The organism is Methylorubrum salsuginis, assembly GCF_900114375.1.
Classification (GTDB): domain Bacteria; phylum Pseudomonadota; class Alphaproteobacteria; order Rhizobiales; family Beijerinckiaceae; genus Methylobacterium; species Methylobacterium salsuginis.
Genome location: NZ_FOSV01000022.1, coordinates 16601 through 42956, shown reverse-complemented (window position 1 = coordinate 42956; position 26356 = coordinate 16601). Strand labels below are relative to the sequence as shown.

General features: G+C 69.1%; 19 protein-coding genes and 2 pseudogenes. 13 read left to right on the top strand and 8 right to left on the bottom strand.

What is annotated here, in order from left to right; genetic code table 11:
- Positions 1-58 precede the first annotated feature (58 nt).
- Complete coding sequence (locus BM140_RS20345) at positions 59-982, top strand: DUF2493 domain-containing protein (protein WP_091950565.1); 924 nt, start codon at positions 59-61, stop codon at positions 980-982.
- A 291-nt stretch (positions 983-1273) separates the two neighbouring features.
- Here BM140_RS20345 and BM140_RS20340 read toward each other — a convergent pair whose 3' ends face one another.
- The 3 genes from BM140_RS20340 to BM140_RS20330 form a co-directional block, all read right to left on the bottom strand.
- A complete protein-coding gene (locus tag BM140_RS20340) occupies positions 1274-2593 on the bottom strand; it encodes a type II toxin-antitoxin system HipA family toxin (protein WP_091950504.1) in 1320 nt (439 codons plus the stop codon).
- Entirely contained in the window at positions 2593-2847 is a 255-nt protein-coding gene (locus BM140_RS20335) for a helix-turn-helix domain-containing protein (RefSeq protein WP_091950502.1), read from the bottom strand. Before BM140_RS20335 ends, BM140_RS20340 begins: the two co-directional genes overlap by 1 nt.
- 550 nt (positions 2848-3397) lie before the next feature.
- The gene (locus tag BM140_RS20330) at positions 3398-4978 is read right to left on the bottom strand and encodes a GMC oxidoreductase (protein ID WP_091950499.1); all 1581 of its coding nucleotides are present in this window, start codon (positions 4976-4978) and stop codon (positions 3398-3400) included.
- 143 nt (positions 4979-5121) lie between these two features.
- Between BM140_RS20330 and BM140_RS20325 the strand changes: the two genes are divergently transcribed.
- The 8 genes and pseudogenes from BM140_RS20325 to BM140_RS25215 all read left to right on the top strand — a co-directional run.
- Positions 5122-5604, top strand: coding sequence for a DoxX family protein (locus tag BM140_RS20325; protein ID WP_063987808.1), 483 nt, complete (start codon positions 5122-5124; stop codon positions 5602-5604).
- A complete protein-coding gene (locus BM140_RS20320) occupies positions 5601-6053 on the top strand; it encodes a cupin domain-containing protein (protein ID WP_091950497.1) in 453 nt (150 codons plus the stop codon). Before BM140_RS20325 ends, BM140_RS20320 begins: the two co-directional genes overlap by 4 nt.
- Positions 6054-6057: 4 nt before the next feature.
- The gene (locus BM140_RS20315; RefSeq protein WP_063987806.1) at positions 6058-6972 is read left to right on the top strand and encodes an SMP-30/gluconolactonase/LRE family protein; all 915 of its coding nucleotides are present in this window, start codon (positions 6058-6060) and stop codon (positions 6970-6972) included.
- Entirely contained in the window at positions 6969-7775 is an 807-nt protein-coding gene (locus tag BM140_RS20310) for a VOC family protein (RefSeq protein WP_091950495.1), read from the top strand. The genes BM140_RS20315 and BM140_RS20310 overlap by 4 nt, the downstream gene beginning before the upstream one ends.
- A gap of 379 nt (positions 7776-8154) precedes the next feature.
- The gene (locus tag BM140_RS20305; protein WP_091950493.1) at positions 8155-8970 is read left to right on the top strand and encodes a Crp/Fnr family transcriptional regulator; all 816 of its coding nucleotides are present in this window, start codon (positions 8155-8157) and stop codon (positions 8968-8970) included.
- Positions 8967-12155, top strand: a complete 3189-nt coding sequence (locus tag BM140_RS20300) for a PAS domain S-box protein (RefSeq protein ID WP_091950491.1) — start codon at positions 8967-8969, stop codon at positions 12153-12155. Before BM140_RS20305 ends, BM140_RS20300 begins: the two co-directional genes overlap by 4 nt.
- A gap of 44 nt (positions 12156-12199) precedes the next feature.
- Positions 12200-12583 carry a response regulator gene (locus BM140_RS20295; RefSeq protein ID WP_091950563.1) on the top strand — a complete coding sequence of 128 codons (384 nt, stop codon included), beginning with the start codon at positions 12200-12202 and terminating at the stop codon, positions 12581-12583.
- Between the two features lie 768 nt (positions 12584-13351).
- Positions 13352-13503: pseudogene (locus BM140_RS25215) on the top strand (transposase); the annotation flags it as partial.
- A 14-nt stretch (positions 13504-13517) separates the two neighbouring features.
- On the opposite strand, the pseudogene BM140_RS20285 reads toward BM140_RS25215, so the two are convergent.
- Positions 13518-14018, bottom strand: a pseudogene (locus BM140_RS20285) (PAS domain-containing protein); the annotation flags it as partial.
- A gap of 166 nt (positions 14019-14184) precedes the next feature.
- Here BM140_RS20285 and BM140_RS20280 point away from each other — a divergent pair.
- Positions 14185-14619, top strand: a complete 435-nt coding sequence (locus BM140_RS20280) for a response regulator (protein WP_091950488.1) — start codon at positions 14185-14187, stop codon at positions 14617-14619.
- A 10-nt stretch (positions 14620-14629) separates the two neighbouring features.
- Here the strand turns inward: BM140_RS20280 and BM140_RS20275 are convergent, their stop codons facing one another.
- Together BM140_RS20275 and BM140_RS20265 are read right to left on the bottom strand one after the other, a co-directional pair.
- A complete protein-coding gene (locus tag BM140_RS20275; protein WP_165616510.1) occupies positions 14630-18415 on the bottom strand; it encodes a CHASE domain-containing protein in 3786 nt (1261 codons plus the stop codon).
- A gap of 515 nt (positions 18416-18930) precedes the next feature.
- Positions 18931-21492 (bottom strand): HWE histidine kinase domain-containing protein, encoded by a 2562-nt coding sequence (locus tag BM140_RS20265; RefSeq protein WP_091950482.1) that lies wholly within the window; start codon positions 21490-21492, stop codon positions 18931-18933.
- Positions 21493-21765: 273 nt separating this feature from the next.
- Between BM140_RS20265 and BM140_RS20260 the strand changes: the two genes are divergently transcribed.
- Positions 21766-22860 (top strand): PAS domain-containing protein, encoded by a 1095-nt coding sequence (locus BM140_RS20260; protein WP_165616509.1) that lies wholly within the window; start codon positions 21766-21768, stop codon positions 22858-22860.
- A gap of 464 nt (positions 22861-23324) precedes the next feature.
- Here BM140_RS20260 and BM140_RS20255 read toward each other — a convergent pair whose 3' ends face one another.
- Positions 23325-23669, bottom strand: a complete 345-nt coding sequence (locus tag BM140_RS20255; RefSeq protein ID WP_091950478.1) for an ArsR/SmtB family transcription factor — start codon at positions 23667-23669, stop codon at positions 23325-23327.
- 77 nt (positions 23670-23746) lie between these two features.
- Between BM140_RS20255 and BM140_RS20250 the strand changes: the two genes are divergently transcribed.
- Together BM140_RS20250 and BM140_RS20245 are read left to right on the top strand one after the other, a co-directional pair.
- On the top strand, positions 23747-24451 hold the full coding sequence (locus BM140_RS20250) for a sigma-70 family RNA polymerase sigma factor (RefSeq protein ID WP_091950476.1): 705 nt from the start codon (positions 23747-23749) through the stop codon (positions 24449-24451).
- Between the two features lie 286 nt (positions 24452-24737).
- A complete protein-coding gene (locus BM140_RS20245) occupies positions 24738-25694 on the top strand; it encodes a magnesium and cobalt transport protein CorA (RefSeq protein ID WP_091950474.1) in 957 nt (318 codons plus the stop codon).
- A 90-nt stretch (positions 25695-25784) separates the two neighbouring features.
- On the opposite strand, the gene BM140_RS20240 is transcribed toward BM140_RS20245, so the two are convergent.
- Positions 25785-26258: a YidB family protein gene (locus tag BM140_RS20240; RefSeq protein WP_091950472.1), complete on the bottom strand. Its 474-nt coding sequence runs from the start codon at positions 26256-26258 to the stop codon at positions 25785-25787.
- Positions 26259-26356: the final 98 nt, after the last annotated feature.

Here is a 26356-nt window from a genome sequence, read left to right as displayed (position 1 = left end):
CTTGGGTCGCCATGAAGGCCGCGATGGACGCGGTCACCCGGACCTGAAGGAGCCCGCGATGCTCGATCACGCGATCCACGATGTCGATCTGCCAACGGCCGACCCGACCCTACTCGAGGAACTGGCGGTCACCGGTTACCGCCCGTTCGAGGAGCACGACGATCCCCGGCCGCTCCCGGCCAAGCGCGCGATGGACCAAGGTCTGCAGGTGGCGATGAGCGCCCTTGAGCAGGCCTTCGCTGACACCCGTCTGGAGGACGACATCGAGGACGTGCTGTGGGGCTTCGTCAACGTCTTCCACCGCCGCGTCGAGCAGATCGAGCGCAAGCTCGACGAGAACGAGCAGGCGCAGCGGGCCAGCCAGCGCGAGCAAGACGGCAGCGAGGTGCTCTCGGTCGAGCTGGAGCGCCTCACCGCCCTCGGGCTGACGCTGTCGGAGCGCCGCAACGCCTTCGAGTACGCCCGGGACACCGCGGCCCAAATGTTCACCCGCACCACCCGGTTGCTGTGGCGTCCACATTCCGGGTCGCGGGTCAACCGCGCCACCATGACCGCAGCGATGATCGACTCGCGCGATTACATTAGCGCGCGACGGCGGGCCGAGACCGAGATCCATCTCCCGCAGGGCACCCGCATCGCCTTCACCGGCGGCAAGGAGTACCAGGATGTCACGGTGATCTGGGACACTCTCGACAAGGTCCGGGCTAAGCACCCCAACATGGTGCTGCTGCATGGAGGCGGCGAGGGCGCCGAGCTGATCGCGGCGAAGTGGGCCGAGAACCGCAAGACGCCCCAGGTCGTATTCAAGCCGGACTGGAAGCGACACAACCGGGCCGCACCGTTCCGTCGCAACGACACGATCCTGGAGCAGATGCCGATCGGCATCGTCCACTTCCCCGGCGGCGGCATCTCCGACAACCTTGCCGATAAGGCGATGGCGAAGGGCATCCCGGTCCGGCGTGGCGTGAAGGCCGGCGCTTAGGCGCCGACCACCTTTGGGGCAGGGTTCCAAGCTGTTTCGCGCGCCGCAGCGGCAAGACAATTGTAGACAACATGTAGCCACGAACGCGCGGGTCGGCAACAAAGTCTGACCTTGCCCCCTCCCCTGCCCCTCATCCAAGCCATGCAGCCCGCGCCGCGCGACAGGTCGGCGCTCCACATCGCTGGTCACGCAGTCGGTAAATCCGAACCGCTATTCTGCCGACTTATCGTAAGTGGTCATAGTAAGCTCGTCACTAGCTCATGAGAGTAGAGCAGCTTCCGCCTTGCATTTCTACCCGCCGGCCCTGACGTCGTTCAGCAATCGCGCTCGGTGTTCAATGGCTGTCAGTATGGAGGCCACGAGCTGTCCAGGGAAGCCCGCGGGAAGTCCTTCCGCGACGGACTCAGCCTTCGGTAGCGCTGTTTCCGCCAATTCGTCGAAAATCGATTGTACGAGCGGGAGTCCGACATGAGCGAATTCCGCCGTCTGCAGAAAGTGCCGCGGCTGGATATCATTCACGGCATAATGCTTGTTCTTGCCGGCGGACATGGCAAGCTTGAACATTTTGCGGTGTATCTGTCGAGCGTCGAGGCTTGGCTGGGCCGACAGCACATCATAGGCGGGCGTCAGACGGAATCGACCGCCCGGGGTAATGAAGACGCTGAAGTTCTTCGCGTGGCCGTCCGTGGCGCCGAGCAGCCAGAAGATGATGCTGGTGCGCATGAAGGCCGTGATGTCGTCTTCCGGGCTGTCGCTGCCCTTGAGTAACTGGATCACCTCACGCATGCCCGGTCCACCCTCGGACTGATACTTGCGTGTCGGCGGGATCGAGAGCGCCTGACAACAATCTTCCTGCGGTAGCCGCAACAAGCGACCGTCTCTTGTCCATAAGCGGTCGAAGCGTTCGACGACGAGCGTGCGTCGTCCGCCATATTCGGCCATCTCTGCGTTCGCGGCAGGGACTCCGAGGGCTGTCATCAGCTTGAGGCAGAGATACTCGTTCTCGACGCTGTTGGAGAGATCGACGCCGTTGGGCAACTGGCCGATTTGCGGCTTCAGGATATGCGTCGTGGCCGTGGTGCCGGTTGGCTTGAACCATCGACCCTCACGGCGGAGGAGTGCCGTCTTCTCCTGTGCGCCAGCGATGGAGATCCTGAAATCTTTATCGTCACCGACGCCGAGCGGGGCTGCGGCGAGGTTGGCGATGAGGTCGGCAACCTCTTCGTTTGATACGGGTTTGCCGGCCGTGTCGCCGACAGGACCCGGATCGAGGCCGTCCGGAAGGAATTGCAGGGCTCCGACGCAGTCCTGCCCCAGCGCCGTGAGCATGCTGTACGGATCGATGCCCTCTGCGCCGACCCGCTCCGCGACGCGACGCCTGATGGGCTCGCTATCCGGCAAGAGATTGTCGAACACGTTGATGACGGGAGCGCCGATGTAGCGGTCCTCCCGGAGCGGCAGCGAGAGCGAGATCGGGAATGTGCCGCCGAGGTCGAGCCATTCAGGGGTATATTGGAAGTCGATGGCGCCCGTGCTCTCTCGTCGGAGCCTGCCGACGTGGCGCCCATTCAAGAAGACGTTGAGCGGAGGATTGGCCCTGCGCCGGGCCATCAGAACAGGTCCTCGATGTCGGCGGCGCTTCCCCGGCTGCGAGGGCGCACTACGAGTTCGAGTTCGAGCGCGGCGAGAGCCTCCATGAGCGTTCTGATTTGAACAGCAGGCTCCCCTGCCTCGAGGCGGGAGATCGTGCCTTGCCGCAGGTGGATGCGACTTCCGAGGCTGCCTTGCGTCAGGCCCGCCTGCTTGCGCATGCGACGCAGGATGGCCCCTAACTGCTTCTCGGTTCGGGCAATGTGCTCGCACATGAGGGGCCTCCAAGAGGCGATATACGCGAGCTCGTATAAAACTACAATATACGCGGAAGCGTATGAAGCTGGATTGTACGCGAAGCCGTCTCAGGGGATCGCGCACGTATGGGTTCGGCAACGCACAGTGCGGATCGCGACGCAGGGACACCGCGAGCACGATCACGATGTTCGTCGGCGGGAGCCAGTTCAGGCCTTCAACCGATCCACTGAATCCCATTGCCGGCGGTAGGGGTTCTTCGTGCTCGCTAATCGGTCGTGCCGAGCGAAGATCGGCGTCAGCAGCAGAATCGGGGCGGCGGAGGGTCTGATCCGCTACCAGAAGGGCGGCCCCGGGGCATGCCGTGATCGAACACGGTGGAGCTGCCGACGGGCAGCCGCGCGACGACACCGGATCATGATGTGAGACGCCGGAGCGGCCGGAGCCGGCTGGCCGATCAGACGGGAAGGGCGGGCGCGGGAGCCGCTTCGAGCCTCGCGATCGCGTCCATGTCGAGTCACGAGAGGAATGCTCGTTTCCATGGCCACGCCGGGAAACGGTTCGACGGGCTCACAAACGCTCCGCGATCCCGTCGGCCACGCGCAGGGCGTTGGCGATGATGGTCAGCGTCGGGTTCACCGCGCCGATCGAGGGGAAGAAGCTCGCATCCGTCACGTAGAGGTTGTCGATGCCGTGCGCCCGGCAATCGAGGTCGAGCACGGCACGCGCCGGATCGGGGCCGAAGCGCAGGGTGCCGGCCTGATGCGCCGTGCCGCCGATCGGCGTGTCCTTGCCGAGATAGAGCGTGCGGTCGAACAGATGCGGATGGATGTCGAGGCTGTCGCACAGCCTGCGCAGCTTTTCGCGCAGGCGCGCCTGCGCCTCGGCGTTCGTGACCGTCAGGTCGAGATGCACCCTCCCCTCGCGGTAATGGATGCGGTTCTCCGGCCGCGGCAAATCCTCGGAGGTCAGCCAGAAGTCGATCGAGTGCCGGGCGATATAATTGAACGGGCGCGTCGGCAGCCATTGCAGGAAGCCCGGCAGGCCCTCCGCCTCGATCTGCATCCCGTCGGATTTGCCGACCATCTGGATGTGGCCGAGCGGGAACTCCCAGTCGTTCAGCGGGCTGCGGTCGTGGCCATAATAGAAGTCGTTGAGGCCGAGCGTCTTCTGGAACTGCGTCGGGTTCGGCTCCTTCGAGATCGCCAGCACGGTGGTGTTGTTGTGGCGCATGTAGTTGCGTCCGACCTGGCCCGAGCGGTTGGCGAGCCCGGCCGGATGCGCGTCGTTGCCCGAGCGCAGGAACAGCAGCGCCGAGGACAGCGCGCCGCAGGCTACCACGAACAGGTCGGCGGTGAGCGTGTGGCGGCGCCCCTCGACCGTCACCTCCACGCCCGTGATCCGGCCGCCGCCCGCATCGGTCAACAGGCGCTCGGCATAGGCGTTGCGCAGGAGCGTGACGTTCGGATGCGCGGCCAGCGTCGGGTCGATGCAGATGATCTGCGCATCCGCCTTGCCGTTGGTCAGGCTCGGATAGCCGTCGAACGGGTCGCAGCGCAGCAGCGGCGAATGCGGCAGGGTCCCGCCCTTGCCGTCCTCCTCCATCAGCGCGCCCATCGGCAGGTGGAACGGATGGTGGCCGGTCCGGGCGAGGTCGTCCGCGAGCTTCTGGATGCGCGGCTCGTGGCTGATCGCGGGCTTCGGGTAGGGATGCGGCGCGGGCGGCTCGGTCGGGTCCTCGCCGCGGGCGCCGTGGACCTGGAACAGCTCCTCGGCCGCCTGATAGTAGGGCGCGAAAGCGTCGTATTTCAGCGGCCATTCCGGCGAGATGCCGTCCGGGTGGCGCTGGGCCTCGAAGTCGCTCTCGCGCAGGCGAAACAGCACGCCGCCATAGACCTTCGAGTTGCCGCCGACATAGTAGTGCAGGCCGGGCTTGAACGTGTCGCCGTTGGAAGACGTCCACGTCTCGTCCGCCTGATAGCGCGCCTTGCGGAAGACCGCGTCGGTGTCCCAGTTCTCGCGCTCGCGGGGCAGGTAGTCGCCGCGCTCGATCACGAGGACGCGCTTGCCGGTGCGGGCGAGGCGCCACGCCACCGAGCCGCCGCCCGGCCCGGAGCCCACGACGATTACGTCGTAATGGTCGTCCTTCATCCGCCTCGCTCCGTCTTTCGACGCGAAACGGGCGGCGGGCGGCCTCGTTCCGGGCAACCGTGGCAGTGGTCGTTCTGCGAGCCATGCGCGAACCGCATCGATCCGGCGACGTTGGCAGCGGAAAGACGAACCAAAAGACCCGGATGACCCTCGAGGTGCTCGCCGCCTTCGCGGCCCGAACCTGTCTGGTGCTGCTGTTCCTGCCGTTCAGCGCCCTCGACAAGGTCCTGAACTTTTCCGCCGCGGTCGGGCAAGCCGGTCAGGCGACCGCCTCGCGCCCGCTCGCGAAGGCGCTGATCCTGGCCGGGTTGTTCGTCGAGGTGACCATGTCGGCAGGCGTGCTGACCGGCATCGCCGACCGCTTCGCCGCCTTCGTGCTGGCGGGTTACTGCGCGGTCACGGCGCTGCTGTGGAAACCGTTCTGGCGCAAACCAGATTTCCGCCTGCGGGGGCCGAGCCAGGGCCGCGAGACGTTCTGGGACTTCCTCAAGAACTTCGCGGTCGCGGGCGGCTTCCTCGCGCTGGCCTGGGGCGGACCGAGCCAGCAGGGCGTCGCGGCCTTCCTGCACGATCCGTTCGGATCGACGCATCCCTACGGGCAAACCACGTCGGAGACGGGCCGATGAGCGAGCCGGGCGACAAGCCAAGCGTGCCCTACTGGCACCTTTACACCGACGCGGACGGCATCAGCCGTCAGGTCCGCTGCGCGATGACCGAGTTCCATCTCGCCTCGATGAAGCCGCCGGCCTCGCCGCAATGGCAGGGGGTGAAGCATCACGACGGCATGACCACGATGATCACGGTCCAGCCGGTCGGCTGGGAGGGCACGTGGCACGAGAACCCGGCGCCGCAATGGATCATCCCCTTGAGCGGGCGCTGGTACGTCGAATCGATGGACGGCACCCGGATCGAGATGGGGCCGGGCGAGATCTCGTTCGGCGAGGACCACGGCTGCGGCACCCTCGACGGCAAGACCGGCCACAAGTCCGGCACGGTCGGCGACGAACCCGCCGTGCTGATGGTGGTGCAGTTCGACACCAAGCGCGAGCGCACCACGCCCTGCCGGTTCGAGTGATCCGATGGACGGGTTCGAGATCCACGATTCCCGGTTCAAGCGATACGTGCTCGACAATGCCGGGCTGGAGGAGATCGCCGCCGGCTTCCGCTGGGTCGAGGGGCCCGTCTGGATGGGCGACTGGAACTGCCTGCTGTTCCAGGACCTGCCTGGCAACCGCACCATGCGCTGGAGCGAGGCGGAGGGGCTGTCGGTCTACCGTGCGCCGTCCGATTACGGCAACGGGCAGGCCCGCGACCGCGAGGGCCGGCTGATCGCCTGCTCGCATCACGGCCGCTGCCTCACCCGCACCGAGCATGACGGGCGGGTCACGCGGCTCGTCGAGAGCCACGCGGGCAAACGGCTGAACGCGCCGAACGATGTCGTCGTGAAGTCCGACGGCACGATCTGGTTCACCGACCCGCTCTACGGCATCTCGAACGACTACGAGGGCGGTCGCCAGGAGAGCGAGCAGCCCCCCGCCCTCTACCGCTTCGACCCCGCGACCGGCGAGATCCGGATCGCGGCGGGCGATTTCGACGGGCCGAACGGCCTCGCCTTCTCGCCCGACGAGCGGCGCCTCTACGTTTCCGAGACCGGCGACCAGAGCCATTCCGACCCGCGCCAGTTCATCCGCGTGTTCGATGTCGGCGCGGACGGGACGCTCACCGGCAGCGACGTCTTCCATAAGATCGAGCCCGGCTACTGCGACGGCATGAAGGTCGACGAGGACGGCAACGTCTGGGCGAGCGCCGCCGACGGCGTCCACTGCCTCTCGCCGGAGGGCCGTCTCCTCGGCAAGGTGCGGGTACCCTATCGCGTCTCCAACATGACCTGGGGCGGAGTGCACCGGAACCGCCTGTTCATCGCCGGCTCGCAGCGCGTGTTCTCGATCTTCCTCAACCGCCGCGGCGCGCCGTTGCCGGGCGCCGGACGATGAAGACTCCTCGGACGGCCATTCGCATCGCCGCGATCCGTCTCCTCTGCCCGGACCCGGGCAAGACCGCCACCTTCTACGCGGCAGCCTTCGGAGCCACCGTCGCCCCCGACGGCTCTCGCCTCGCGCTCGGAGCGCAGACGATCGAACTCGCGCCCGCTGCGGACCGCGGAGCCGGGTTCGCGCCCGCCAACGGCACCGACTTCCAGCATTGCGCCCTCGTCGTCGCGGACATGGAGGCGGCTTACGCGCATCTGCGCGGGGTGCCCGGCTGGACGCCGATCTCGCGAGCCGGGCCGGAGCGGCTGCCGGCGTCGTCCGGCGGCGTGAGCGCATTCAAGTTCCGCGATCCCGACGGGCACCCGCTCGAACTGCTCGCCTTTCCACCCGGCGCCGTGCCGCCGCTCTGGCGGGATCGGCCGGGCCTGTTCCTCGGGATCGATCACACCGCGATCACCGTCGCCGACACGGAGCGCGCGGTCGCCTTCTATGCCGGCCTCGGCTTCACGGTCGCGAGCCAGGGGGTGAACCACGGCCCGGAGCAGGCTCGCCTGGACGCGCTCCACGCGCCCGTGGTCGAGGTGACTTGCCTCACGCCGCCGGGCGGGGCGCCGCCGCATCTGGAGCTTCTGTGCTATCGAACCCCTGGCTCGATCTCCAGAACCTGCGCCGACGGTTCACCGCTCGCCACCCGGCTCGTCTTCGCCGGAAGCGGCGATTCAAGTACACCATTGCGTGATCCGGACGGCCACAGGCTTCTGATGGCCTCCGGCACATTTCGTTCTGCCGCCCTCCACGAACCTTAACCGCTTCACCGGCGATGGCCTGTCAGGACCGGGCGATCGCGGCCCGGCGGCGCCGGTCCTCCATCTCTGGATCGAGGGCGATGCCGTCGAGGGCCTGTCGAGTTGCAGTCGATTCGTGATGGAACCAGGATGGAGTTCGTGTGCCTCTTCGAGGCCGAGAGAGCATGAAGAATCGCGCGGTATGCTCGGTTCAGACCGGCGGCGGGCACGCGCGGACAGGACGTTCCGCGAACCGCTGACCTTCCCGAGCATCCGCTCCGACCGGCTCGAAAAAGTGGCGCTCCGGAGCCCGTTGTCCGGTGACTTGTCAGGTAATGGACATCTTTGCGCCGGGAAGTTCGCTATTGCACAACTCAGTTGCCGTCGTCCGAAGTGCCCCGTGCCCAGCTCCCCCATCCGCTCCCTCGACGGCAACCTGCTGCTCGAAGCCCTCGACCGCGACGACCGGGCGCTGCTGACGCCCTACGCGGAGCGGCGCGAGGTCGGTCGCGGCGAGGTGCTGTTCCGGGCCGGCGACGACGTCAGCCACGTCACGTTCCCGGCCCAGGGCTGCGTCGTCACGTTGGTGGTGCCGCTGCGGGACGGCAAGTCGGTCGAGACCGCCACGGTCGGTCGCGAGGGGGCCATCGGCGGCGTGGTCAGCCAGGGCTACCTACCCGCTTTCGGGCAGGCGGTGGTGCAGGTCGCCGGCCCGATCATTCGCATCGACGCCGACCGGCTGGCCGAGGCCAAGCACGTCTCTAAGACCCTCCGCGACCTGTTCGTGCGCTACGCCGACTGTCTGCTGGCGCAGGTGTTGCAGTCGGTCGCCTGCAACGCCGCCCACACCATCGAACGGCGCTGCCTGCGCTGGCTCCTGACTCTGCAGGACAGGTTGGGGACGCCGGACCTACCGGTGACCCACGAGGTGCTGGCCGACATGCTCGGCGTGCGCCGCGCCTACCTCACCGGGGTGCTCGGACGGCTGCGGCGCGAGGGCTTGATCGAGATCGGCCACAAGCGGCTCTCGCTCCCGAACCGTGGGCGGGCGGAGGCGGCGGCGTGCGAGTGCCATGCCGCCGTGCGGCACCACTTCTCCGAGGTGCTCGGCGCGATCTACGCGCCGGGTGGTCGTATGGTCGCCCTCGACGCCAGCGAGCCGGATCGGCTGAAGCCGCCCTCGTCCGCGGTCACGCTTCGGGAGCTGGTTCGGTGAATATTGATCTCCCCAGCTCGCTCCCCGTCGAGGACGACGATCGCCTCGCCGCGCTCTCCGCCTTCGCCATCCTCGACACGCCGCCCGAGCGCGGATTCGACGACATCGTCCACCTCGCCCGCCGGCTCTGCGACGCCCCGGTGGCGCTCGTCAGCCTGGTCGACCGGGACCGGCAATGGTTCAAGGCCCGCGCCGGCTTCCCGCCCTGCGAGACCGATCTCGACCGCTCGGTCTGCAAGTTCGCCCTTGCCGAGCCAGGCCTTCTCCAGATCCCTGACCTGACCCTCGACTCCCGCACGCGCGAAAACCCGCTGGTGACTGGCGAGCCGCACCTGCGCTTCTACGCGGGAGCTCCGCTGCGCACGCCCGAGGGCCGTGCCCTGGGCAGCCTGTGCGTGATCGACCACGCCCCGAGACCCGGCGGCCTGTCCCCGTCTCAGGCGGAGGACCTGGCGGCGCTGGCGCGGCAGGTCATGGACCAACTGCTGCTGCGCCGTTCGCTGGTCGAGCGCGACGCGATGATCCGCGAGCGCCGCGCCTCCGAGCGCGAGCGCGACGTCCTCGGCGCGACCCAGGCGGACGTAGCGGGCGCCGGCGGCGAGCAGGACGTGGTTCTCGGCAAGCTGCTCGAAGGCGCCATGGGCGCGGTGCCGGCTGCCGACGGTGCGGTGCTCGAACTTATCGACGGCCAAGCGCTGGAGTACCGTGCAGTCCGGGGAAGCCTCGCCGGGCACAAGGGGCTGCGCGTGCCGCTGGGCGACAGCTCCTCCGGCCGCAGCTTCACGACCAACAGCCCGCTGCTCGTGAGCGACGCCCGGGCGGACGCGCTGGTTCGGCCGGACGTCGCCGCGTCGCTCGACCTCGGCTCGGCCATCCACGTGCCCGTCACCCGAGGCGAGGCTGTGCTGGGGGTCCTGAAGCTGCAGTCGCGCCATGCCGGCGCGTTCGGCGAGCGCGACCTGGCGCTGCTGCGGATGTTCGCTGCCACGGCCACCTCCGGCCTGACGCAGGTTAGCGAGGCGGCGGCACAAGCCGCGGTGCGGTCGGGAGAAGCACGCTACCGCGCCGTGTTCGAGAGCATCGTCGATTACGCCATCGTGGTCATGGACCTCGACGGGTGCGTCACGGACTGGAACGCGGGCGCGGAGAGGATCCTGGGCTGGACGGCCGACGAGATGCGGGGGCGTCCGGCCGACGTATTCTTCACGCCGGAGGACCGGGAGACCGGCATCGCGGCGCAGGAGATGCACGCCGCAATGATGGTGGGCACCGGCAACGACGAGCGCTGGCACCTGCGCAAGGGCGGCGAGCGCTTCTTCGCGCTGGGCGTGATGATGGTGCTGCGCGACGAGGCCGGCGCGGCCACGGGCTTCGTGAAGGTGCTGCGCGATCGTACCGAGCAGCGGCTGGCCGAGGAACGGTTGCGGCAGAGCGAGGAACGCCTGCAGATGGCGCTGTCGGCCTCCGGCGGCGTCGGCCTTTGGGACTGGATGGTGGACACCGACCTGCTGCACGGGGATGCGCAGTTCGCGCGCCTGTACGGGCTCGACGCGGACGAGGTCGCCGCCGGCGTGACGATGGAGCGCTATCAGACGTTCGTCGTGCCCGACGACGTCGCGCCGCTGCGCGCCGCCATCCGGAACACCTTCGACCACGGCGCCGAGTTCCTCGTCGAGTACCGGCTCGCGGTGCCGGGGCGGCCGTTGCGCTGGATCGAGTGCCGAGGCGGCCTCGTCTACGACGAGGCGGGCGTGCCCCTGCGCTTCTCCGGAACGGCCGTGGACGTCAGCGTGCGCAAGGCGGCGGAGGTCGAGGCGGGCAAGCTCGCGGCGATCGTCGCGCAGTCCGGGGATTTCATCGGCTTCGCCACGCCCGACGGCCGGGCCGACTTCGTCAACGAGGCCGGCCGCCGCCTCGTCGGGCTGCCGGACCTCGCCGCCGCCAGGGCGACGCGCATCCTCGACTATTTCGTTCCGGAGGAGCATCCGCGCCTCGTCGAGGAGGTGCTCCCCGCCGTCGAGCGCGACGGTTTCTGGGAGGGAGAACTGCACTTCCGCCACTTCGTCACCGGCGCCGCGGTGCCGGTGCATTACAACATCTTCCCCTTGCGCGGCGCGGCGGGCGACCTGCTCGGCTACGGCACGGTCACCCGTGACCTGACCGAGGAACGTCGCAATCGGGAGAGCCTGCGCGCGAGCGAGGCCTCGCTTCGGGCGGTGCTCGACACGGTGCCGGTCGGCATCCTGTTCGCCGAGGCCCCGTCCGGCCGCATCGTCGGCGGCAACCGCCGGCTGGAGGAGATCTTCCGCCATCCGGTCCTGCCCTCGCCGGACGCGGAGAGCTACGGGGAGTGGGTCGCCTTCCACGAGGACGGACGGCGGGTCGAGCCGCACGAGTACCCGCTCAGCCGGATCGTCCGCGAGGGTGCGGAGCAGGCCTCGCTCGAATGCCACTACCAACGCGGCGACGGCACCCGGGTCTGGATCGAGATCGTCGGCGTGCCGATGCGGGACGCCGACGGCCGGATGACCGGAGGCGTCGTCGCCGTCGCGGACGTGGACGACCGGCGCAAGGCCCAGGCGCACCAGGACCTGCTCAATCACGAACTCTCCCACCGGATGAAGAACCTCCTGGCGATGGTGCAGGCCATCGCCGCCTCGACCCTGCGCGGCGCCACGGACGTCGAGGCGGCGCGCGACGTGCTCGGCAGCCGCCTCGTGGCGCTCGGCAAGGCGCACGACATGCTGCTGGGCGGCGCCGCCGAGAGCGCGCTGCTGTCGGCGGTCGTGCGGGAGGGCGTCGGAGTGCAGGAGGCCGCTGGCGCGCGGGTCTCGTTCACCGGGCCGAACGTCCAGATCGGCGGCAAAGCTGCCCTGTCCCTGGCCCTGACGCTTCACGAGCTCACGACGAACGCGGTCAAGTACGGCGCCCTGTCGGTGCCCGAGGGCCGCGTCTCGCTCACGGCGTCACTGATCGAGTTGGCCGAAGGTCCCGACCTGCGTATCGCCTGGACGGAGACGGGCGGGCCGCCGGTCGTCCCTCCCTCGCGCAAAGGGTTCGGGTCGCGCCTGATCGAGCGCGGGTTGACCGCCCAGGTCGGGGCGAGGCTGACGCTGGATTATCCTGGCGAGGGGGCGACCTGTGTCATCGAGGCTCCGCTGGCGAATTTTCAGTCGATGCAATGACCGGCAGGCGCAACGATGGGCCCGTCGCGTCGTTACCGCTCGCCATGACCGATGACGCCCCCGAGAAGACGGCCCTAGTGGTCGAGGACGAGATGCTGTTCCGCCTGGAGGTCGTGGATCTCCTGGAGGGGGAGGGCTATGCCGTGGTCGAGGCCGGCTCTGCCGCTCAAGCCCTCTCGCGCCTCGACGACGCCATGTCCCTGATGGTCACCGACATCCGCATGCCGGGTGGGATGGACGGCCTCGCGCTCGTCCGTGAGGTGGCGCGTCGGCGCCCAGACATGGCCGTCGTCGTGGTCTCGGCCCAGGTGACGCCGAGGCCCGGGGAACTGCCCGCGGGCACCCCCTTCGTCGGCCGGCCCTTTCTGGAGAGCAGCATCCGCGCCGCTATCCTCGAAGCCGTTTCAGGCCGGCGCCGGAGGGCGTAACCCTGACGCCCGCCACCGAAGCCGTGCCGGAACGTGGCGTCTGGCCACCTCAAGGCGGCGTCGGCATGAGATTTCGTCTCGGGCGGTCGACCCTTCGGGCGTGCCAAGTGTTGAACGTGCCTCTACGCAAAAGGAACCGCGAGGACGGCTCCGCCGTGTCCTACACGCCTCGCCCCGATTACGACCCAATGCCGCCCATCAGCGAACCGCCGCTCGAGCTAAAGCCTCGGAGGGTGAACCACCGGCACCGCTGCCTCCCAGTCCCATCGCGGCCCGCTAAAATAAAAATTTAATAGCTTAACCTTGAGATAGTCTGGTTGTGACCCCTTTCGGACCTTCCACCCTGACTGTTCGGATGTCCGCTTCGAAAGCAAAAGCGGACCTGAAGCGGCGGCCATGACATGAGCATGTCGTGTCCCATTTTCGAGGCTCCTGAAAGCAGGGACCACGCTGCGACCCAGTGGCAAACCCACTGCCGCAATTCCCTCCGGCATGACGGTTTAGAGGCGCCGCATGCGGAACGAACCAATCACCTTCGCAAACACGCACCCCGACGACATCGCGGCCTTCAAGAAGGAGCTGCAGGACGCCTTCGCGTTGGCGGTCGTCGACGAGTTCGGGGAATTGCCCGATGGGCCGATCCCTTCCGACGAGGTGCTCGATGGCGGGGTCAACGCTCCAGTGGCCGTGACCTTGCGCATACTGTGCGATGGCCGGAAAGTCGGCGGCGCGGTTGTGACGGTCACCCGGACAGTGCCCTACAAGCACAGCCGGATCGCCTACCGGCGGCGCAACCGGATCGAGCGCCTGTTCGGCCACCTCAAAAAAACTGGCGGCGCGTCGCAACACGCTACGACCGCTTGGCCTGCAACTACCTGGCCGCCGTCGCCCTCGTTTCCTGTGTCACAGCATGGACTTGAATGAGTCCCCTACCTAGGCGCTCCTCGCTCCGTACGAGATCCGCCGTGCGGCGCTCGACCTCCCGCTCCGAGGCGTCGCGGTCGGCCTGGACGCGGGCGAGCTTCTCCCTCTCCAGGGTCACGTCGAACTGCGAGGCGAGAAAGTAGGTCGGTTCGCCGTCCCGGCCGAACACCGGCGAGACCAGCAACTGGTTCCAGAACCTTTCCCCGTCCTTCTTGTAGTTCAGCAGATCGATCTCGATGGGCTCGCACCGCGCGACCACGGCTGCCACCCTGGCGACGTCCGCCATTTCGGTCTCCGGCCCTTGTAGAAACCGGCAGTTCCGGCCGATGGCCTCGTCGCGGGCATATCCTGTCAGCCGGCAGAAGGCCTCGTTATCGAAGACGATGGGGTGGTCGGGTCGCCTTGGGTCGGTGATCACCATCGGCATGCATGACGCGCGCACCGCTGACACGAACCGATCCGTGCTTGCGCCGGTCCGGGCGAATTCCGCCTCGAGGCGCCTGCGATCCATCAAGTCCGCCACCAGCCCAGCCTCCCTTCCACCAACGTTTGACATCGCTTCCCCTCGCCGATCCAGTGCGGCACCTTTCATCGGTCGGGTTTCACGCACACGCCGCGACCCGGCTCGCTCGGTCCCGGGGGATGGAGCCTTGTCCCCGACCAGGACTTATGGGTGGATGAGTGAGCCCATCGCCAATTCGCAGCCCTACGCCCTCGTTGTCGATGACGACGGCCTCATCCGCATGGATGCCATGGACATCCTGCAGGATGCCGGCTTCCGGACCTTCGAGGCGAGCGACGGCGACAAGGCCATGACGCTCCTGGCTAGGGAGCATGCCGTCATCGTCCTGCTCTTCACCGACGTGCAGATGCCGGGGACGCGCGACGGCTTCGCCGTCGCCCGCGAGACCGCCAGCCGATGGCCGCACATCGCCATCGTCGTCGCGTCCGGGCACGTGCGGCCGGAACCGGGTGAGATGCCGGATGGCGCCCGCTTCATCGGGAAGCCCTTCACCGCCGACATGGTCCACGACCATCTCCAGGACATCCTGCCGGACGGACGCAAGCCGGCACCGCTGCGCTGCCGGGATCAGGCCGGGGGCGCTCCCTGACGGTCGGGGTTCAGGCACGACCACCAACCAGCTCGAGGCCCGCCGGAGCCTCCATCTCGTCGAGCATGCGCTCGGTCGCCCTCGCCGAAAGGTCGGCCAGACGGCGCACCTTGCCCAGGACCGCGTCGAACGCAGGAACACCCTCGGACGACACCCGCGCCTCCCCGAACGCCTCCAGCGCGTGACAGGCGGTCGCCAACTCTCGGAAGCCGATCATGCCCGCCGCGGAGGCCAGCGAGTGGGCGCGATGCCGGAGCCTGGAGCGAACCTCCCCCACGGCGGCGTCCCCCACGAAGCTCGTGTCGAGTTCCTGAATGAGAATGTCCAACACCTCGTGGAGACGGGTCGGCGACATGAAGCGACGCACCTCGCGGTAGGCGTCCTCGTCGAACCCGACGGTAGGCGACGCCTGGGGGGGCACCTCGGAGAACGCCGCCTCCCGCGGAAGCCACCGGTCCACGGTCGCGTAGAGCACTCCCCGGTCGAACGGCTTGCCGACGTGGTCGTCCATCCCGGCCGCGCGGAAGGCCGCGACCTGCTCCGGCAGCACGTTCGCCGTCATGGCGATCACGGGGAGCCGCGACACCGGTCCGGGGAGCGCCCGTATGCGGCGGGTCGCGGCCATCCCGTCCATGCCGGGCATCTGCACGTCCATCAGCACCAGGTCGAAGGTCCGATCCCGGACCGCGTCGATGGCCGCCTGCCCGTCCCCGACCGTCTCGACCACGTGCCCGGCCGCACCGAGCACCGCCAGGGCGAGCTCCCGGTTGATCGCGGAATCGTCGACCAGCAACAGGCGTCCCGTCCGGCGGGGCGCCGCTGCGAGGACCGGTGTCGCCACCTCGGCCGGCGCGGAGGTCCGCGGCATGCGCACGGTGAACCAGAAGGTCGAGCCGCCGCCGTCGACCGAGGAGACCCCGATCTCACCACCCATGAGTTCGACGAGATGCCGGCAGATGGCCAAGCCGAGCCCGGTGCCGCCGAAGTCGCGCTGGATCGAGCCGTCCACTTGGCTGAAGCGCTGGAACAGCCGGTTCCGCCGGTCCTTCGGGATGCCGATGCCGGTGTCGATGACCCGGAAGCGAAGGCGCTCACCGCCGGAGATGCCCTCGTCCGGAGCGACGTCGAGCGTGATCGACCCCGCCGCCGTGAACTTCACCGCGTTGTTGAGCAGGTTGAACAGAACCTGCCGCAGGCGGTTCTCGTCGCCCTTGAGCCAGTGCGGCAGGGTAGGGTCCATCCGCAGCCGGAACTCCAGCCCCTTGGCGTCGGCGGGGCCCCGGACGATGGAGACGCAGTTGTCGACCATGGCGAGGAGCGGGAATGGCGCCTCGACCAACTCGATGGCCCCGGCCTCCACCTTGGAGAAGTCGAGGATGTCGTTGACGACGGTCAGCAGCGCGTTGCCCGAGGATCGAACGAGTTCGGCCTGGCGGCGGTTGCCCGGGTCGAGCCGGCCCGAGGCCAGCATCAGGTCGGTGAAGCCGATGACCGCGTTGAGCGGCGTGCGGATCTCGTGGCTCATCGAGGCCAGGAAGTCGGTCTTGGCCCGGCTCGCTCGCTCGGCCTCCGCCCGCGCCGCCTCGGCCACCGCCTTGGCCTCGGACAGCGCGATCTCGGCCACCTTGCGGGCGGTGGTGTCCAAGGTCAGGCCGATCACCCGGGCCGTCCGCCCCTCGGCGTCCGCCTCGACCCGGCCGATGGCGGTGATCCAGCGCATGCCCCCAGCCGCCAGCGGCACCCGGAACTCGGTGGTGTAGGCGCCGCCGGTCTCGACCGCACCCGCGAGGTCGGCCAGCACGCGGGGCACGTCGTCGGGGTGGGCGAGCGGCTTCCACTCGGCCTCGACGTCGAGCTCGGTCTCGCGTTCCGGCAGCCCATGCTGGCGGGCGCACTCGGACGAGAACATGACCCGGCCCGTCGCGACCTCGTAGTTCCAGGTTCCGGCCTGGGCGGCCTTCATCTCCGCCTCGTGGCGGTAGCGCTCGCTCAGGTCCAGGGCGATGGCGAGGAAGCCGAGTTCCTGCCCGTCGTCGGCGCGCAGGAGACTGACGTTGAGCAGCACCGGCAGCCGCTCGCCGCCCTTGGTGACGTAGGTCCATTCCCTTGGATCGGATCGGCCCGAGCGCGCCTTGGCGACGAACACCTCGAAGCCGGGCCGCACGACCCGTCCGAGTTCCCGTGACAGGCTCACGGCACGCCGTTCGAACTCGGCCGGGTCGTGGAAGACGGCAGGCGTCGCCCGGCCGACCAGTTCGTCGGCGCCGTAGCCCAGCATACGCTCGGCGGCGGGGTTGAACAGGGTCACGATGCCCTGCATGTCGGTGGCGATGACGGCGTAACCGGCGTTGGCGAGGATGGCCTTCTGCAGCGCCGAGCTGGCCCGGAGCGCCTCGGTCCGTTCCGCAACCTGCCGTTCGAGGGAGGCGTTGGCCTCGCGGATGCGCTCCTCCGCGGCCGCCTGCTCGGAAACGTCGCGCATGACCGCCGCCACGCCGGCCACCGTGCCGTCGGGCGCACGGATCGGGGAGGCGGTCACCTGCACCGGGAAGACCGTGCCGTCCTTGCGCATCCTGAGGGTGGTGAAGGTCGGCACGGCCTCGCCCCGGCGGATGCGCAGGAGGACGTCGCGCTCCTGTTCCCGGAGGTGCCCCGGGACGATGAGGTCTTCCGCCTTCCTGCCGATGGCCTCGGCGGCGGGACGGCCGAACAGCCGCTCCGCACCCGGGTTCCAGTCGGTGACGACGCCGTCGGGGGACTTGCCGACGATGGCGTCGTCCGCGTTCTCGACGATGGCCGCCAGCCGTCCCTTCTCGACCGCCGCCAGCACCTCGCGGCGCCGACCGGCCAGGCGCAGGTAGACGAGGCCCGCGAGCAGCAGCGTGCCCGTGCCGACGATGGCGGCCACGGTCGCCGGGCGGACGAGGTTCAGCCCTGCGACGAAGGCGGGACGCGCCGCGACGTCGACGAGCCAAGTCCGTCCGTGGATCGAGAGCCGCCGGGTGGCGGTGAGCCCGTCCGTCGGGGTCCCGGCCCCCTCGCGGTCCCCGTAGAAGCGCGTGGCCGTCGCCTCCATGTCGCGGATGCCGACGTCGAGGGCGGGGGAATCGAGGTCGACGCCGGCGAGCACCTCGTCGATGACGAGCGGCGCGTAGGTCCATCCCCACGTCGCCGACCGGCGCTCCTCCGCGGTGCCGGCGGGTGCACCGGGACGCGTGACCGGCAGGAACAGCAGGAAGCCGCGTTCCTTCATCCCTGAGGCCTGGACGAGGGTGATGGGCGCCGTCAGCGTCGCGCGACCGGTCTCCATGGCCTGCAGCGCGCCGGCGCGCCGATCCTCCTCCGAGGCGACGTCGAGGCCGACGGCCTCGCGGTTGCGCGACATGGGCTCGATGTACTGGATGACGTAGCGCTCGCCGTCATGCGGCCGGAGCTGCCGGATGCGGAAGTCCGGCGCTCCGTCCCGTCTCGCCGCCTCCGAAAACGCCTCCTGGCTCGCGGCTGGTACGCGCCGGATCAGCCCGAAGCCTCGTGCACCCGGGAATTCCGTGTCGACGTCGCGTGTCCGGGAGTAGCGGCCGAAGCGCTCGCGTGTGATGGCGTCCTCGCCCGCGACGATCACGGCGCCACGGGCTCCGCGGGTACCGTACTCGTAAAGAGCCATGCGCCTCTCGATGAGCGAGGCCGCCCGGCTCGCCGCCGCCTCGAAGCGCTCGGCCTTGGTGCGCGCGTTCCATGCCTCCGCCCACTGGGCCGCCCCGAGCGCGGCGAGCAGCCCCAGGACCAGGACCGACAACGCGGCGACGCAGGGGGCGGGACATTTCACGGCTCGGTCGAAGGCCGGCCATTGCCCGCGGGCGGGCGTTCCCTCCGGCTCGCCCGCGCCCGTCCCGTTCCGATGCATCCCCGCTCCCCCCACCCGCACACACCGACGCTCGGCAACTCGCGTCCGCCGATCCCCCTAATCACCCTCCGGTCGCCCCGAGGCCCCGGATACCCGGATGCCGCTCCCGCGGCGTGGCCCCGGCGCGGGTCGGGTCCGGGAAGGTCGGGCCAGGCTTCGCGGCCGGCTCGGCGGTCGCCTCGAACCCGCACCACATGCACGCGGCCGGGCGCGCCGACTTGCGTGCGTTGAACTGGGAACAGCGGGGGCAGAGGATCAGGACGGGTCCCCTCGCCGTCAGCGAGGCGTGCCCCCGACCGCCGAACGTCTCGCACTCCCCAGTCACCTGCCGGATGTCCTTGCGGGTCCACATCCCCGTCCGCTCCATCGCGAGGTTCGACATCCCGGTCGGTTGCCGGGCCGGGCTTTCAGTGGCCGAAGGCGCGCCGCAGCGCCTGGGCGTCGTAGGGTTTCCGCACCACGGGGACGTGGCGCAGCCCGTCCGGGAGGCGGAGCTGCTCGCCGTAGCCGGTGGCGAACGCGAACGGCGTCCCGCGTTCCCGGAGCCGTTCCGCGACGGGCAGGCTTGTCTCCGTTCCGAGGTTCATGTCGAGCAGCGCGAAGTCGGGATCGCGTGTCTCGACGATGCGCAGGGCGTCCCGCACCGAGGCCGCCGTCTCCACCGCCCGCGCGCCGAGACCGAGCAGCATCTCCTCGCCTTCGAGGGCGATGATCATGTTGTCCTCGACCAACAGGACGGTTCCGCGCAGGACGAGGCCCGCCGCCTCGATGTCCTCGTTGGCGTTGGCCGCCTCCGGCACGGCCAGCGCGGCCGGCGCCTCATGGACGAACGCCGCGGGCACGACGAAGCGCGCCTCGACGCCGCCGGGCTCGTAGCGGATTCCCGCCTCGCCCTTGAGCTCGTAGGGGACCGAACGCTCGACGATGACGCTGCCGAAGCCGCGCCGCGTCGGGGGCCGGACCGGCGGGCCCCCGGCCTCGGCCCAGTCCATGACGAGGGCCCCGTCACCCGTCCGCGCCAGGGACACGTCGACCCGCCCCCGGCTGTCGGCCAGCGCGCCGTACTTGGCCGAGTTCGTCGTCATCTCGTGGATGACGAGCGCCATCGTCGACATCGCCTGGGGTTCGAGGAGGACGTCCTCCCCGGCGACGTGCACACGGCAGGCCTTGTCGGAGAGGTAGGCCTCGGCTTCGAGCCTGATCAGATCCCTGAGCGAGCCCGGCGTCCAGTTCATCGCGGTGATCTGGTCGTGCGCCCGGGCGAGCGCCTGGATGCGTCCCCCGACCACTGCGGCGAACTCCTCCGCCGTCGTCGCCTGCCCCCTGCTCTGGCCGACCACGCCGCGGATGAGGTTGAGGATGTTGCGGACGCGGTGGTTCAGTTCCGCGATCAGCACCTCCTGCCGCTCCTGCGCCGACCTCCGCTCCTTCTCCGAGCTGTCGGTCAGGCGCAGGACGACTTCGAGCAGCGTCACCCGGAGTGCCTCGGCGACGCGCAGGTCGGACGCGCCCCAGGGCGTGGCGGTCCCGCGCACCCGTTCCTGCCAGGCGGCGAAGCTCTTGCGCGGCGACAGGCGCCACCCGTCGTCGGACAGGGTCAGCGCCTTCTCCGGCTTGCCCGCCCAGGTCACGGTCCGCGCGACCTCGCGCCGGAAGAACAGCAGGTAGTCCCGCGGCTCGCGGGAGACCGGGATGGCGAGGACGCCGGAGGCCCGGTCGGCGAAGGCCATCGCCGGCTCGTAGGCTCCGCCCAAGGCGTGCGTGGCGTAGACCCGGCTCATCGCCGTACGGTTGAGGAAGCGCGTCAGTCCGGGCAGGTCCCGCACGTCGGGCGTGACGCCCTCGCAGGCCACGCGCCCCTCGACGCACAGGGCGATGCCGTCGCACGCCACGACCCCTCTCAGCTCGCCGAGATAGTCCTCGAAGTCGGCGACGGACGCGTCGCGCGAGGCGATGGCTCCCATGAGCCGGTTGTGCAGCTCGCGTGCGCGCGCATCGGCGGCACGCTCGACCTCCCGCTCCCGTCCTTCCAGGGCCCACGAGTACATCTGGCCGAACAGCTCGGCCGCGGAGCGCCGCGCCATCGACAGGTGGCGCGGCTCGCCATGGTGGCAGGCGAGCAGGCCCCACAGCCTGCCGTCGCGCAGGATCGACACCGACATCGACGCCGCCACGCCCATGTTCCTGAGGTACTCGATGTGGACGGGCGAGACGGCCCGGAGGGCGGCGAGCGAGAGATCCAGGGGGCGCCCGTGCGGGTCGAGCGTCGGGTGCACGGGCGAGACCTCGGCATCCACGTCGGCGATGAGGCGGATGGGATTGCGCTCGTACAGCTGGCGGGCCTGCTGCGGGATGTCCGAGGCCGGGTAGCGCAGCCCGAGGTAGCTCTCCAGGCCCGCCCGCGCCGACTCCGCGACGACCTCCCCCGAGCCGTCCTCCGCGAAGCGGTACACCATGGCGCGGTCGAAGCCGGTCAGCACGCGCATCTGCCGGACCGCCTCGCGATGGAAGGCGTCGACGCCTTCGGTCCGCTGGAGGCGGGCGAACAAGGTGCGCACGAGCTCCCCCGTATCGAGTTCCTCGGCGACGTGCGGCTCCGCCTCGACCAGGAAGCCCTCGCCGCCGCGGTGCAGGGCGACGTCGAACAGCGCCCCGCCGCCGAGGAGGTCGAGACCGAAGACGCGCTCGACCTGGTCGGGTCCGCGAAGGGTCTGGAGCCTGCCGCGCAGGACGTGCAGCGCCTCGACGCCCAGGATCTCGGTGGCCGGCATGCCGAGCACCTCGACGGGGGACCGCCCGACATGGTCCTCCAGGCTCCCGGACGCGTGGGAGACGATCCAGTCGCTCGACAGGGCGAGCAGGAAGCCGAAGGGCTGGACCGAGCCTAGGGCATGGATCGGCTCGCGGTCGCAGGCCGACACGTCGATACGGGGAGGGCGGTGTTCAACCGCGGCGTTCCGTTCGGCCATGGGGTCCGTCCTCGCTGCGAGTTCACGGACGGCACGGCCCGTCCGGCGCTCAAGGTTTGACGTAACTTACGTCACGATGCTCGCTTGGCGGCGGAATAGCTGCCCTCATGACAGAGATATGACTATATCGACGCCACGATGCCCGCAAGTGAGTAAATTTTACCAACCCAGGGCCCTATCTCAACCTTGCGTCCCGCCGCGTTCGTGAGTAAAAATCCGTCACGCCGTATTCGAGGAGAAGCCGCGATGGCTCCCGTGAAGGGAGACGGGACGATGACCGCCAGGAACGGGGCGTCCAGGGAGAACCGCCAGCGCCCGGGCTGGCCACCCTGCGAGGTGGCGTCGCTCGTCGAGGACGCCGGTTGGGTCGGCGTCTGGGTGCTGGGTCCGGACGGGCACCGGGTGCGGGGGTCGTCCGCATTCAACGCGCTCTTCGGCCTCGCCGATGGGCGCGATCATGCTTGGGAGGATCTCGTCTCCGCGGCCCATCCCGGGGACCGGACGTCGTTCCGCGAGATGGAGGCGTCCCTCCGCAACGGTCTTTCGGCGGAGTGCGAGGTGCGCTCCCCCCGCGGCGACGGGTCCTGCGCCTGGATCGAGTTGCGGGCGGTCAACCCGCGCTTCGACGGGACCGCGGCCTTCGGCGCCGTCGGCATCGCGCGCGACGTCACACTGCGCCACATGAACCAGCGCTCGGACCTTACCGGCCAAGCCCGCCTCGCCGCCCTGATCGAGGCGACGGCGGCGGTGGTCTGGACGGTCAGTCCGGACGGCCAGGCCCTCGACATGCCCCAGTGGCTCACCCTGACGGGGCAATCGCACGAGGACGTGCAGGGGCGGGGCTGGATCGACGCCATCCATCCCGACGACCGCGGCCGGGTCGAGGCCGCCTGGGCCACCGCCGTCGCGCACCAGGCGTCCTACAACACGGATTACCGCGTCCTGTGCGCGGACGGCGTCTACCGCTGGTACAACGCCCGCGGCATCCCCATCCTCGACCCCAACGGCGAGATCCGCGAATGGGTTGGGGTCTGCCTGACCGTGCCCGGCCGCAACCGCTACCTCCCGGCCTCGCCGCCCGCGCCGCCCCCCGTGGCGCCCGCGACTAACAACCACGACCGCGAGATTACCGCCGCCCAGGTGCGCGGCGCCCGCAGCATGCTCAACTGGTCCGCCGGCGAGCTGGCGCGCCGCTCGGGCGTCTCGGCCTCGACGATCCAGCGGCTCGAAACCGACGCCCGCCCGAACGTCCCGCGCCCGGACAATCTCGCGGCCATACGGGCGGCGCTGGAGGCAGGCGGCATCGAGTTCACCTTCGAGCCCGACGCGATGCCCGGCGTCCGCCCGGCGCGGAACGGTGGCCACTGACGACGGATGGGCGTTCGGTGCCGATGTCGTCCTTTCGCGGGGTGTTCGGGACAACGCAACGAGAGGACGTTCCCCGCCGAAGGTGCGGCTGGGGACTACGCTCTGTCGAGAGCTTGTCGCCATTCCCAGCGCATGTCGCGCAGTACGAAGCATCGGACGATACCGACGCAGGGCCGAGGATGAGCGCGCCTAGGGACTACTGCTCGCCCCGCCCGCCATGTACATGCCGAGCGTCGCGGTACCCCTGCCTCCAACAACGCCTCCCTCGTAAAATCCTCGCGGACATCGAGCGCTTCCCCTAACTCAGGCGAGGTCGAGGGCCAGCTCCATGAGGTAGAAAGTGATCCGCCGCCTCGCGTCGGGGTCGGGGCAGGCGAACGCAAAGCCGAAGCGCAGGGTTTTGCCCTCGTAGCGACGCATCAGCGATTTCGACATCAGTGCGGCCTGGCACTCGGCTCAGGCGGTCAGGAACATCCCTGGCCCTGCGTCATCCGTCCGACCGGCGGGAGCCCGCAACTTTCCGGGCGGCCTTGGCAGCACTCGCGCGTGAGGAAGGTGGTTAGGCCGCCGACGGTGTCCGGCACCGCGAAGTAGACGACCGACTGCGCCTGCCGGTGCGAGCGGACGAGACCCGCACCCGCCAAGTGCTGGACGTGGAAGGACAACGTCGAGGGCGCGCATCCGACGGCCTCTGCGAGACGTCCTGCGGACACCCCGTCGGGCAGGTGTCGAAGCAGCGTAAGGAGCACTGCCAAACGGGTCTCCTGCGCCAGCGCGACCAACATGGAGAGGGCGGCGTCATCGTTCATCACGTCGCCGCTTTTCGACAGCCATCGAAACTAATAACATTCTAAGGAAGCTTTGCCGTTAAGGGGAGGAGCCGACAGTGAACGATACCTTACCCGCCGCCAAGCCGACGGGCGCTGCGAACGCCGAGGGATGCGGAAAGGCGGACATCGCCGGTCATCTCGCAACTTCTTTGCGGGACTACTTCGTCCTCACGGAGCAGGTGCCTTTGCCGGACAAGCTCTCGGCCTTGGTCGAACGGTTCGAGGCGGCCCTGGCGGCGAACGGTGAACGGATCGCCGAAACCTTCCGGGACGACCTCATCCGAGCCCTGCCGTCGTTGCGGACCTTCGCCATGTCGCTGTGCGCGAACGGGGCTCGCGCGGACGATCTGGTGCAGGAGACGCTGATCAAGGCCTGGGCCAACAGGACCCGGTTCGTACCCGGCACCAACTTCATCGCGTGGACCTTCACGATCCTGCGCAACCAGTTCTACACCGAGATGCGCAAGGCCAAGCGCGAGGTCGAGGATGCCGAGGGCGCGCACGCTGCGACATTTACGGCGGCGCCGGACCAGGACCACGTCGTGGCGCTCGGGGCCGTGTTGGACTTGATCGGGACGCTGCCGCTCCCGCAACGCCAGGCGCTGCTGCTCGTGGGGGCAGAAGGCTTCACCTACGAGGAGGCCGCCGCCCGGCTCGGTTGCCAGGTCGGCACGGTGAAGAGTCGGGTCAGCCGGGCGAGGAGCTTTCTCGTCGATTGCCTCGACCCCGCCGCGTCGATGCGGTTGCCCCAACGGGTTTAGGCGCGGCGGATCAGGCGCGGTCGCCAAATAGCCCGAGACGACATGCCAGGGCTATCAGGGCGGCAGGTACGACGACGGGAGGATAGCGCAAGCGTTATGTCCATGTTGTCCCACGGCAACACGCGCGGTGCCCGTCGAGACACAACCCGAGGCCTGACTACCCCAGAGCGCCCGGCACCACATTTGATAGGTGTTGACCGTCAAACATCGAAGGTGGCGGTCCGGGGGGGGGACGATACTTTCTAGAAACAGCGTGCCCCCCGAGCCGAAGACGCCGGGGGTCGTGATGGCGGCCGCCTACGCGGACGGCAAGCGCGTCGCGGACGTGGGGATCGGCCAGGCAGGCGACTGGGCCGACAAGGACGGACATCTCGTCTGGATCGGCCTCTACGAGCCCTCGGCGGAGTTGCTGTCGGAAATCAAGGACCAGTTCGGCCTGCACCCGCTCGCCATCGAGGACGCGCGGAACGCGCACCAGCGACCGAAGCTCGAACGCTATGGCGATTGCCTGTTTGTGGTCGCCCGCACCGCCCAGCTCGTCCAGGGGCGGATCGCACTCGGCGAGACGCAGGTCTTCGTCGGGCGGGGGTTCGTGGTGACGGTCCGCCACGGCGCGTCGGTCTCCTACGCGCCGGCCCGCGAGAAAGCCGAGGCCTGCCCCAAGCTTCTCGCGCACGGCGAGGACTTCATCCTGCACACGGTGCTCGACTTCATCGTCGACAACTACGCGCCGGTGATGGAGTCGGTCCTGGCGGAGGTCGAGGCCATCGAGGACCGCATCCTCAAGCGCGAGCTGATGGCCGCCGAGGTCGAGCGGCTTTACCAACTGCGCCGCGACCTCCTGCGCCTGCGCTCGGCTGTGGTGCCGCTGGTCGAGGTCTGCCGCAAGCTGGAGCACGGTGACCTCGTCGCCGTCGACGATGAGATGCAGCCCCTGTTCCGGGACGTTTCCGACCACCTGCGCGGGGTGCAAGACGAGATCGACGCAATGCGCGAGGTGCTGGCCTTCGCCTTCGAGGCGAGCCTGCAGCTGGGACAGGCGCAGCAAACCGTGATCACGCGCCGGCTCGCCGCCTGGGCGGCCATCCTCGCGGTGCCGACGGCGATTGCCGGCATCTACGGCATGTACTTCGAGCACATGCCGGAGCTGAAGTGGCGCTACGGCTACTTCATGGTCCTGGGCATCATCTTTTCTGCCTGCGCGATCCTGTATTGGCGCTTCCGCAAGAGCGGATGGCTCTGACCGCCGTCCCGAAGGTCGAGAGACGCCGCGCCGAAAAGACGACACGTCGGCGCGGTCCTCTGGGTCGATGCCCCGGGGGGACGGCGCCGGCTAGGCCGGCATCCGACCGTCCGGCGTGTAGCGGTCGACCGCCTGGGGAAGCTCGCGCGACAGCCGTGACAGGAGCTCCTCGCGGGACAATCCCGTGCGCTGCGTAAGGGTCGAGAGAACGTCGGACCCGATGGCCTGCTCAAGGTGCTGCGGCGGAAGCTCCTGGTTCGGCCCCTGAGCGACCCAGGACTGCGCGGCCGCCCCGTGGCCGGCCTGCTGGAAGCGATCGAGCATTTCGCCCAAACCGCTGTGCAGGAAGCCGCCAAGGGCTTGGTCCCGCCGGTTGCCCAGCAGACCGCCGAGAAGGCCTCCCAACCCGCCACCGGAGGCATTGGACGCCGCACCGGGACCGGTGGGTGAAGGGGCCGATTGGCCAGCGCCCCCGAGCAGTTCGGCAAGCTTGTCCCGGTTCTGGTAGCCGGCGAGGGCGAGGAGGCCGAGCAGGGCCGTCATCGAGGGGTACCCGTCACTCATGTTCGTCTCCCGCTTGCGGGCGGGGTGGAGCCCGTCCGCTTGAGTTCGAACCCTACGAACGCGCTTGTGCGCCGAGTTGATGCACAAGAAAAGCCGTC

Bases quoted from the DNA above. Each gene is read 5' to 3' on its own strand.
- BM140_RS20345 (WP_091950565.1), top strand. From the start codon at position 59: ATGCTCGATCACGCGATCCACGATGTCGATCTGCCAACGGCCGACCCG.
- BM140_RS20340 (WP_091950504.1), bottom strand. From the start codon at position 2,593: ATGGCCCGGCGCAGGGCCAATCCTCCGCTCAACGTCTTCTTGAATGGG.
- BM140_RS20335 (WP_091950502.1), bottom strand. From the start codon at position 2,847: ATGTGCGAGCACATTGCCCGAACCGAGAAGCAGTTAGGGGCCATCCTG.
- BM140_RS20330 (WP_091950499.1), bottom strand. From the start codon at position 4,978: ATGAAGGACGACCATTACGACGTAATCGTCGTGGGCTCCGGGCCGGGC.
- BM140_RS20325 (WP_063987808.1), top strand. From the start codon at position 5,122: ATGACCCTCGAGGTGCTCGCCGCCTTCGCGGCCCGAACCTGTCTGGTG.
- BM140_RS20320 (WP_091950497.1), top strand. From the start codon at position 5,601: ATGAGCGAGCCGGGCGACAAGCCAAGCGTGCCCTACTGGCACCTTTAC.
- BM140_RS20315 (WP_063987806.1), top strand. From the start codon at position 6,058: ATGGACGGGTTCGAGATCCACGATTCCCGGTTCAAGCGATACGTGCTC.
- BM140_RS20310 (WP_091950495.1), top strand. From the start codon at position 6,969: ATGAAGACTCCTCGGACGGCCATTCGCATCGCCGCGATCCGTCTCCTC.
- BM140_RS20295 (WP_091950563.1), top strand. From the start codon at position 12,200: ATGACCGATGACGCCCCCGAGAAGACGGCCCTAGTGGTCGAGGACGAG.
- BM140_RS20280 (WP_091950488.1), top strand. From the start codon at position 14,185: ATGAGTGAGCCCATCGCCAATTCGCAGCCCTACGCCCTCGTTGTCGAT.
- BM140_RS20265 (WP_091950482.1), bottom strand. From the start codon at position 21,492: ATGGCCGAACGGAACGCCGCGGTTGAACACCGCCCTCCCCGTATCGAC.
- BM140_RS20260 (WP_165616509.1), top strand. From the start codon at position 21,766: ATGACCGCCAGGAACGGGGCGTCCAGGGAGAACCGCCAGCGCCCGGGC.
- BM140_RS20255 (WP_091950478.1), bottom strand. From the start codon at position 23,669: ATGAACGATGACGCCGCCCTCTCCATGTTGGTCGCGCTGGCGCAGGAG.
- BM140_RS20245 (WP_091950474.1), top strand. From the start codon at position 24,738: ATGGCGGCCGCCTACGCGGACGGCAAGCGCGTCGCGGACGTGGGGATC.
- BM140_RS20240 (WP_091950472.1), bottom strand. From the start codon at position 26,258: ATGAGTGACGGGTACCCCTCGATGACGGCCCTGCTCGGCCTCCTCGCC.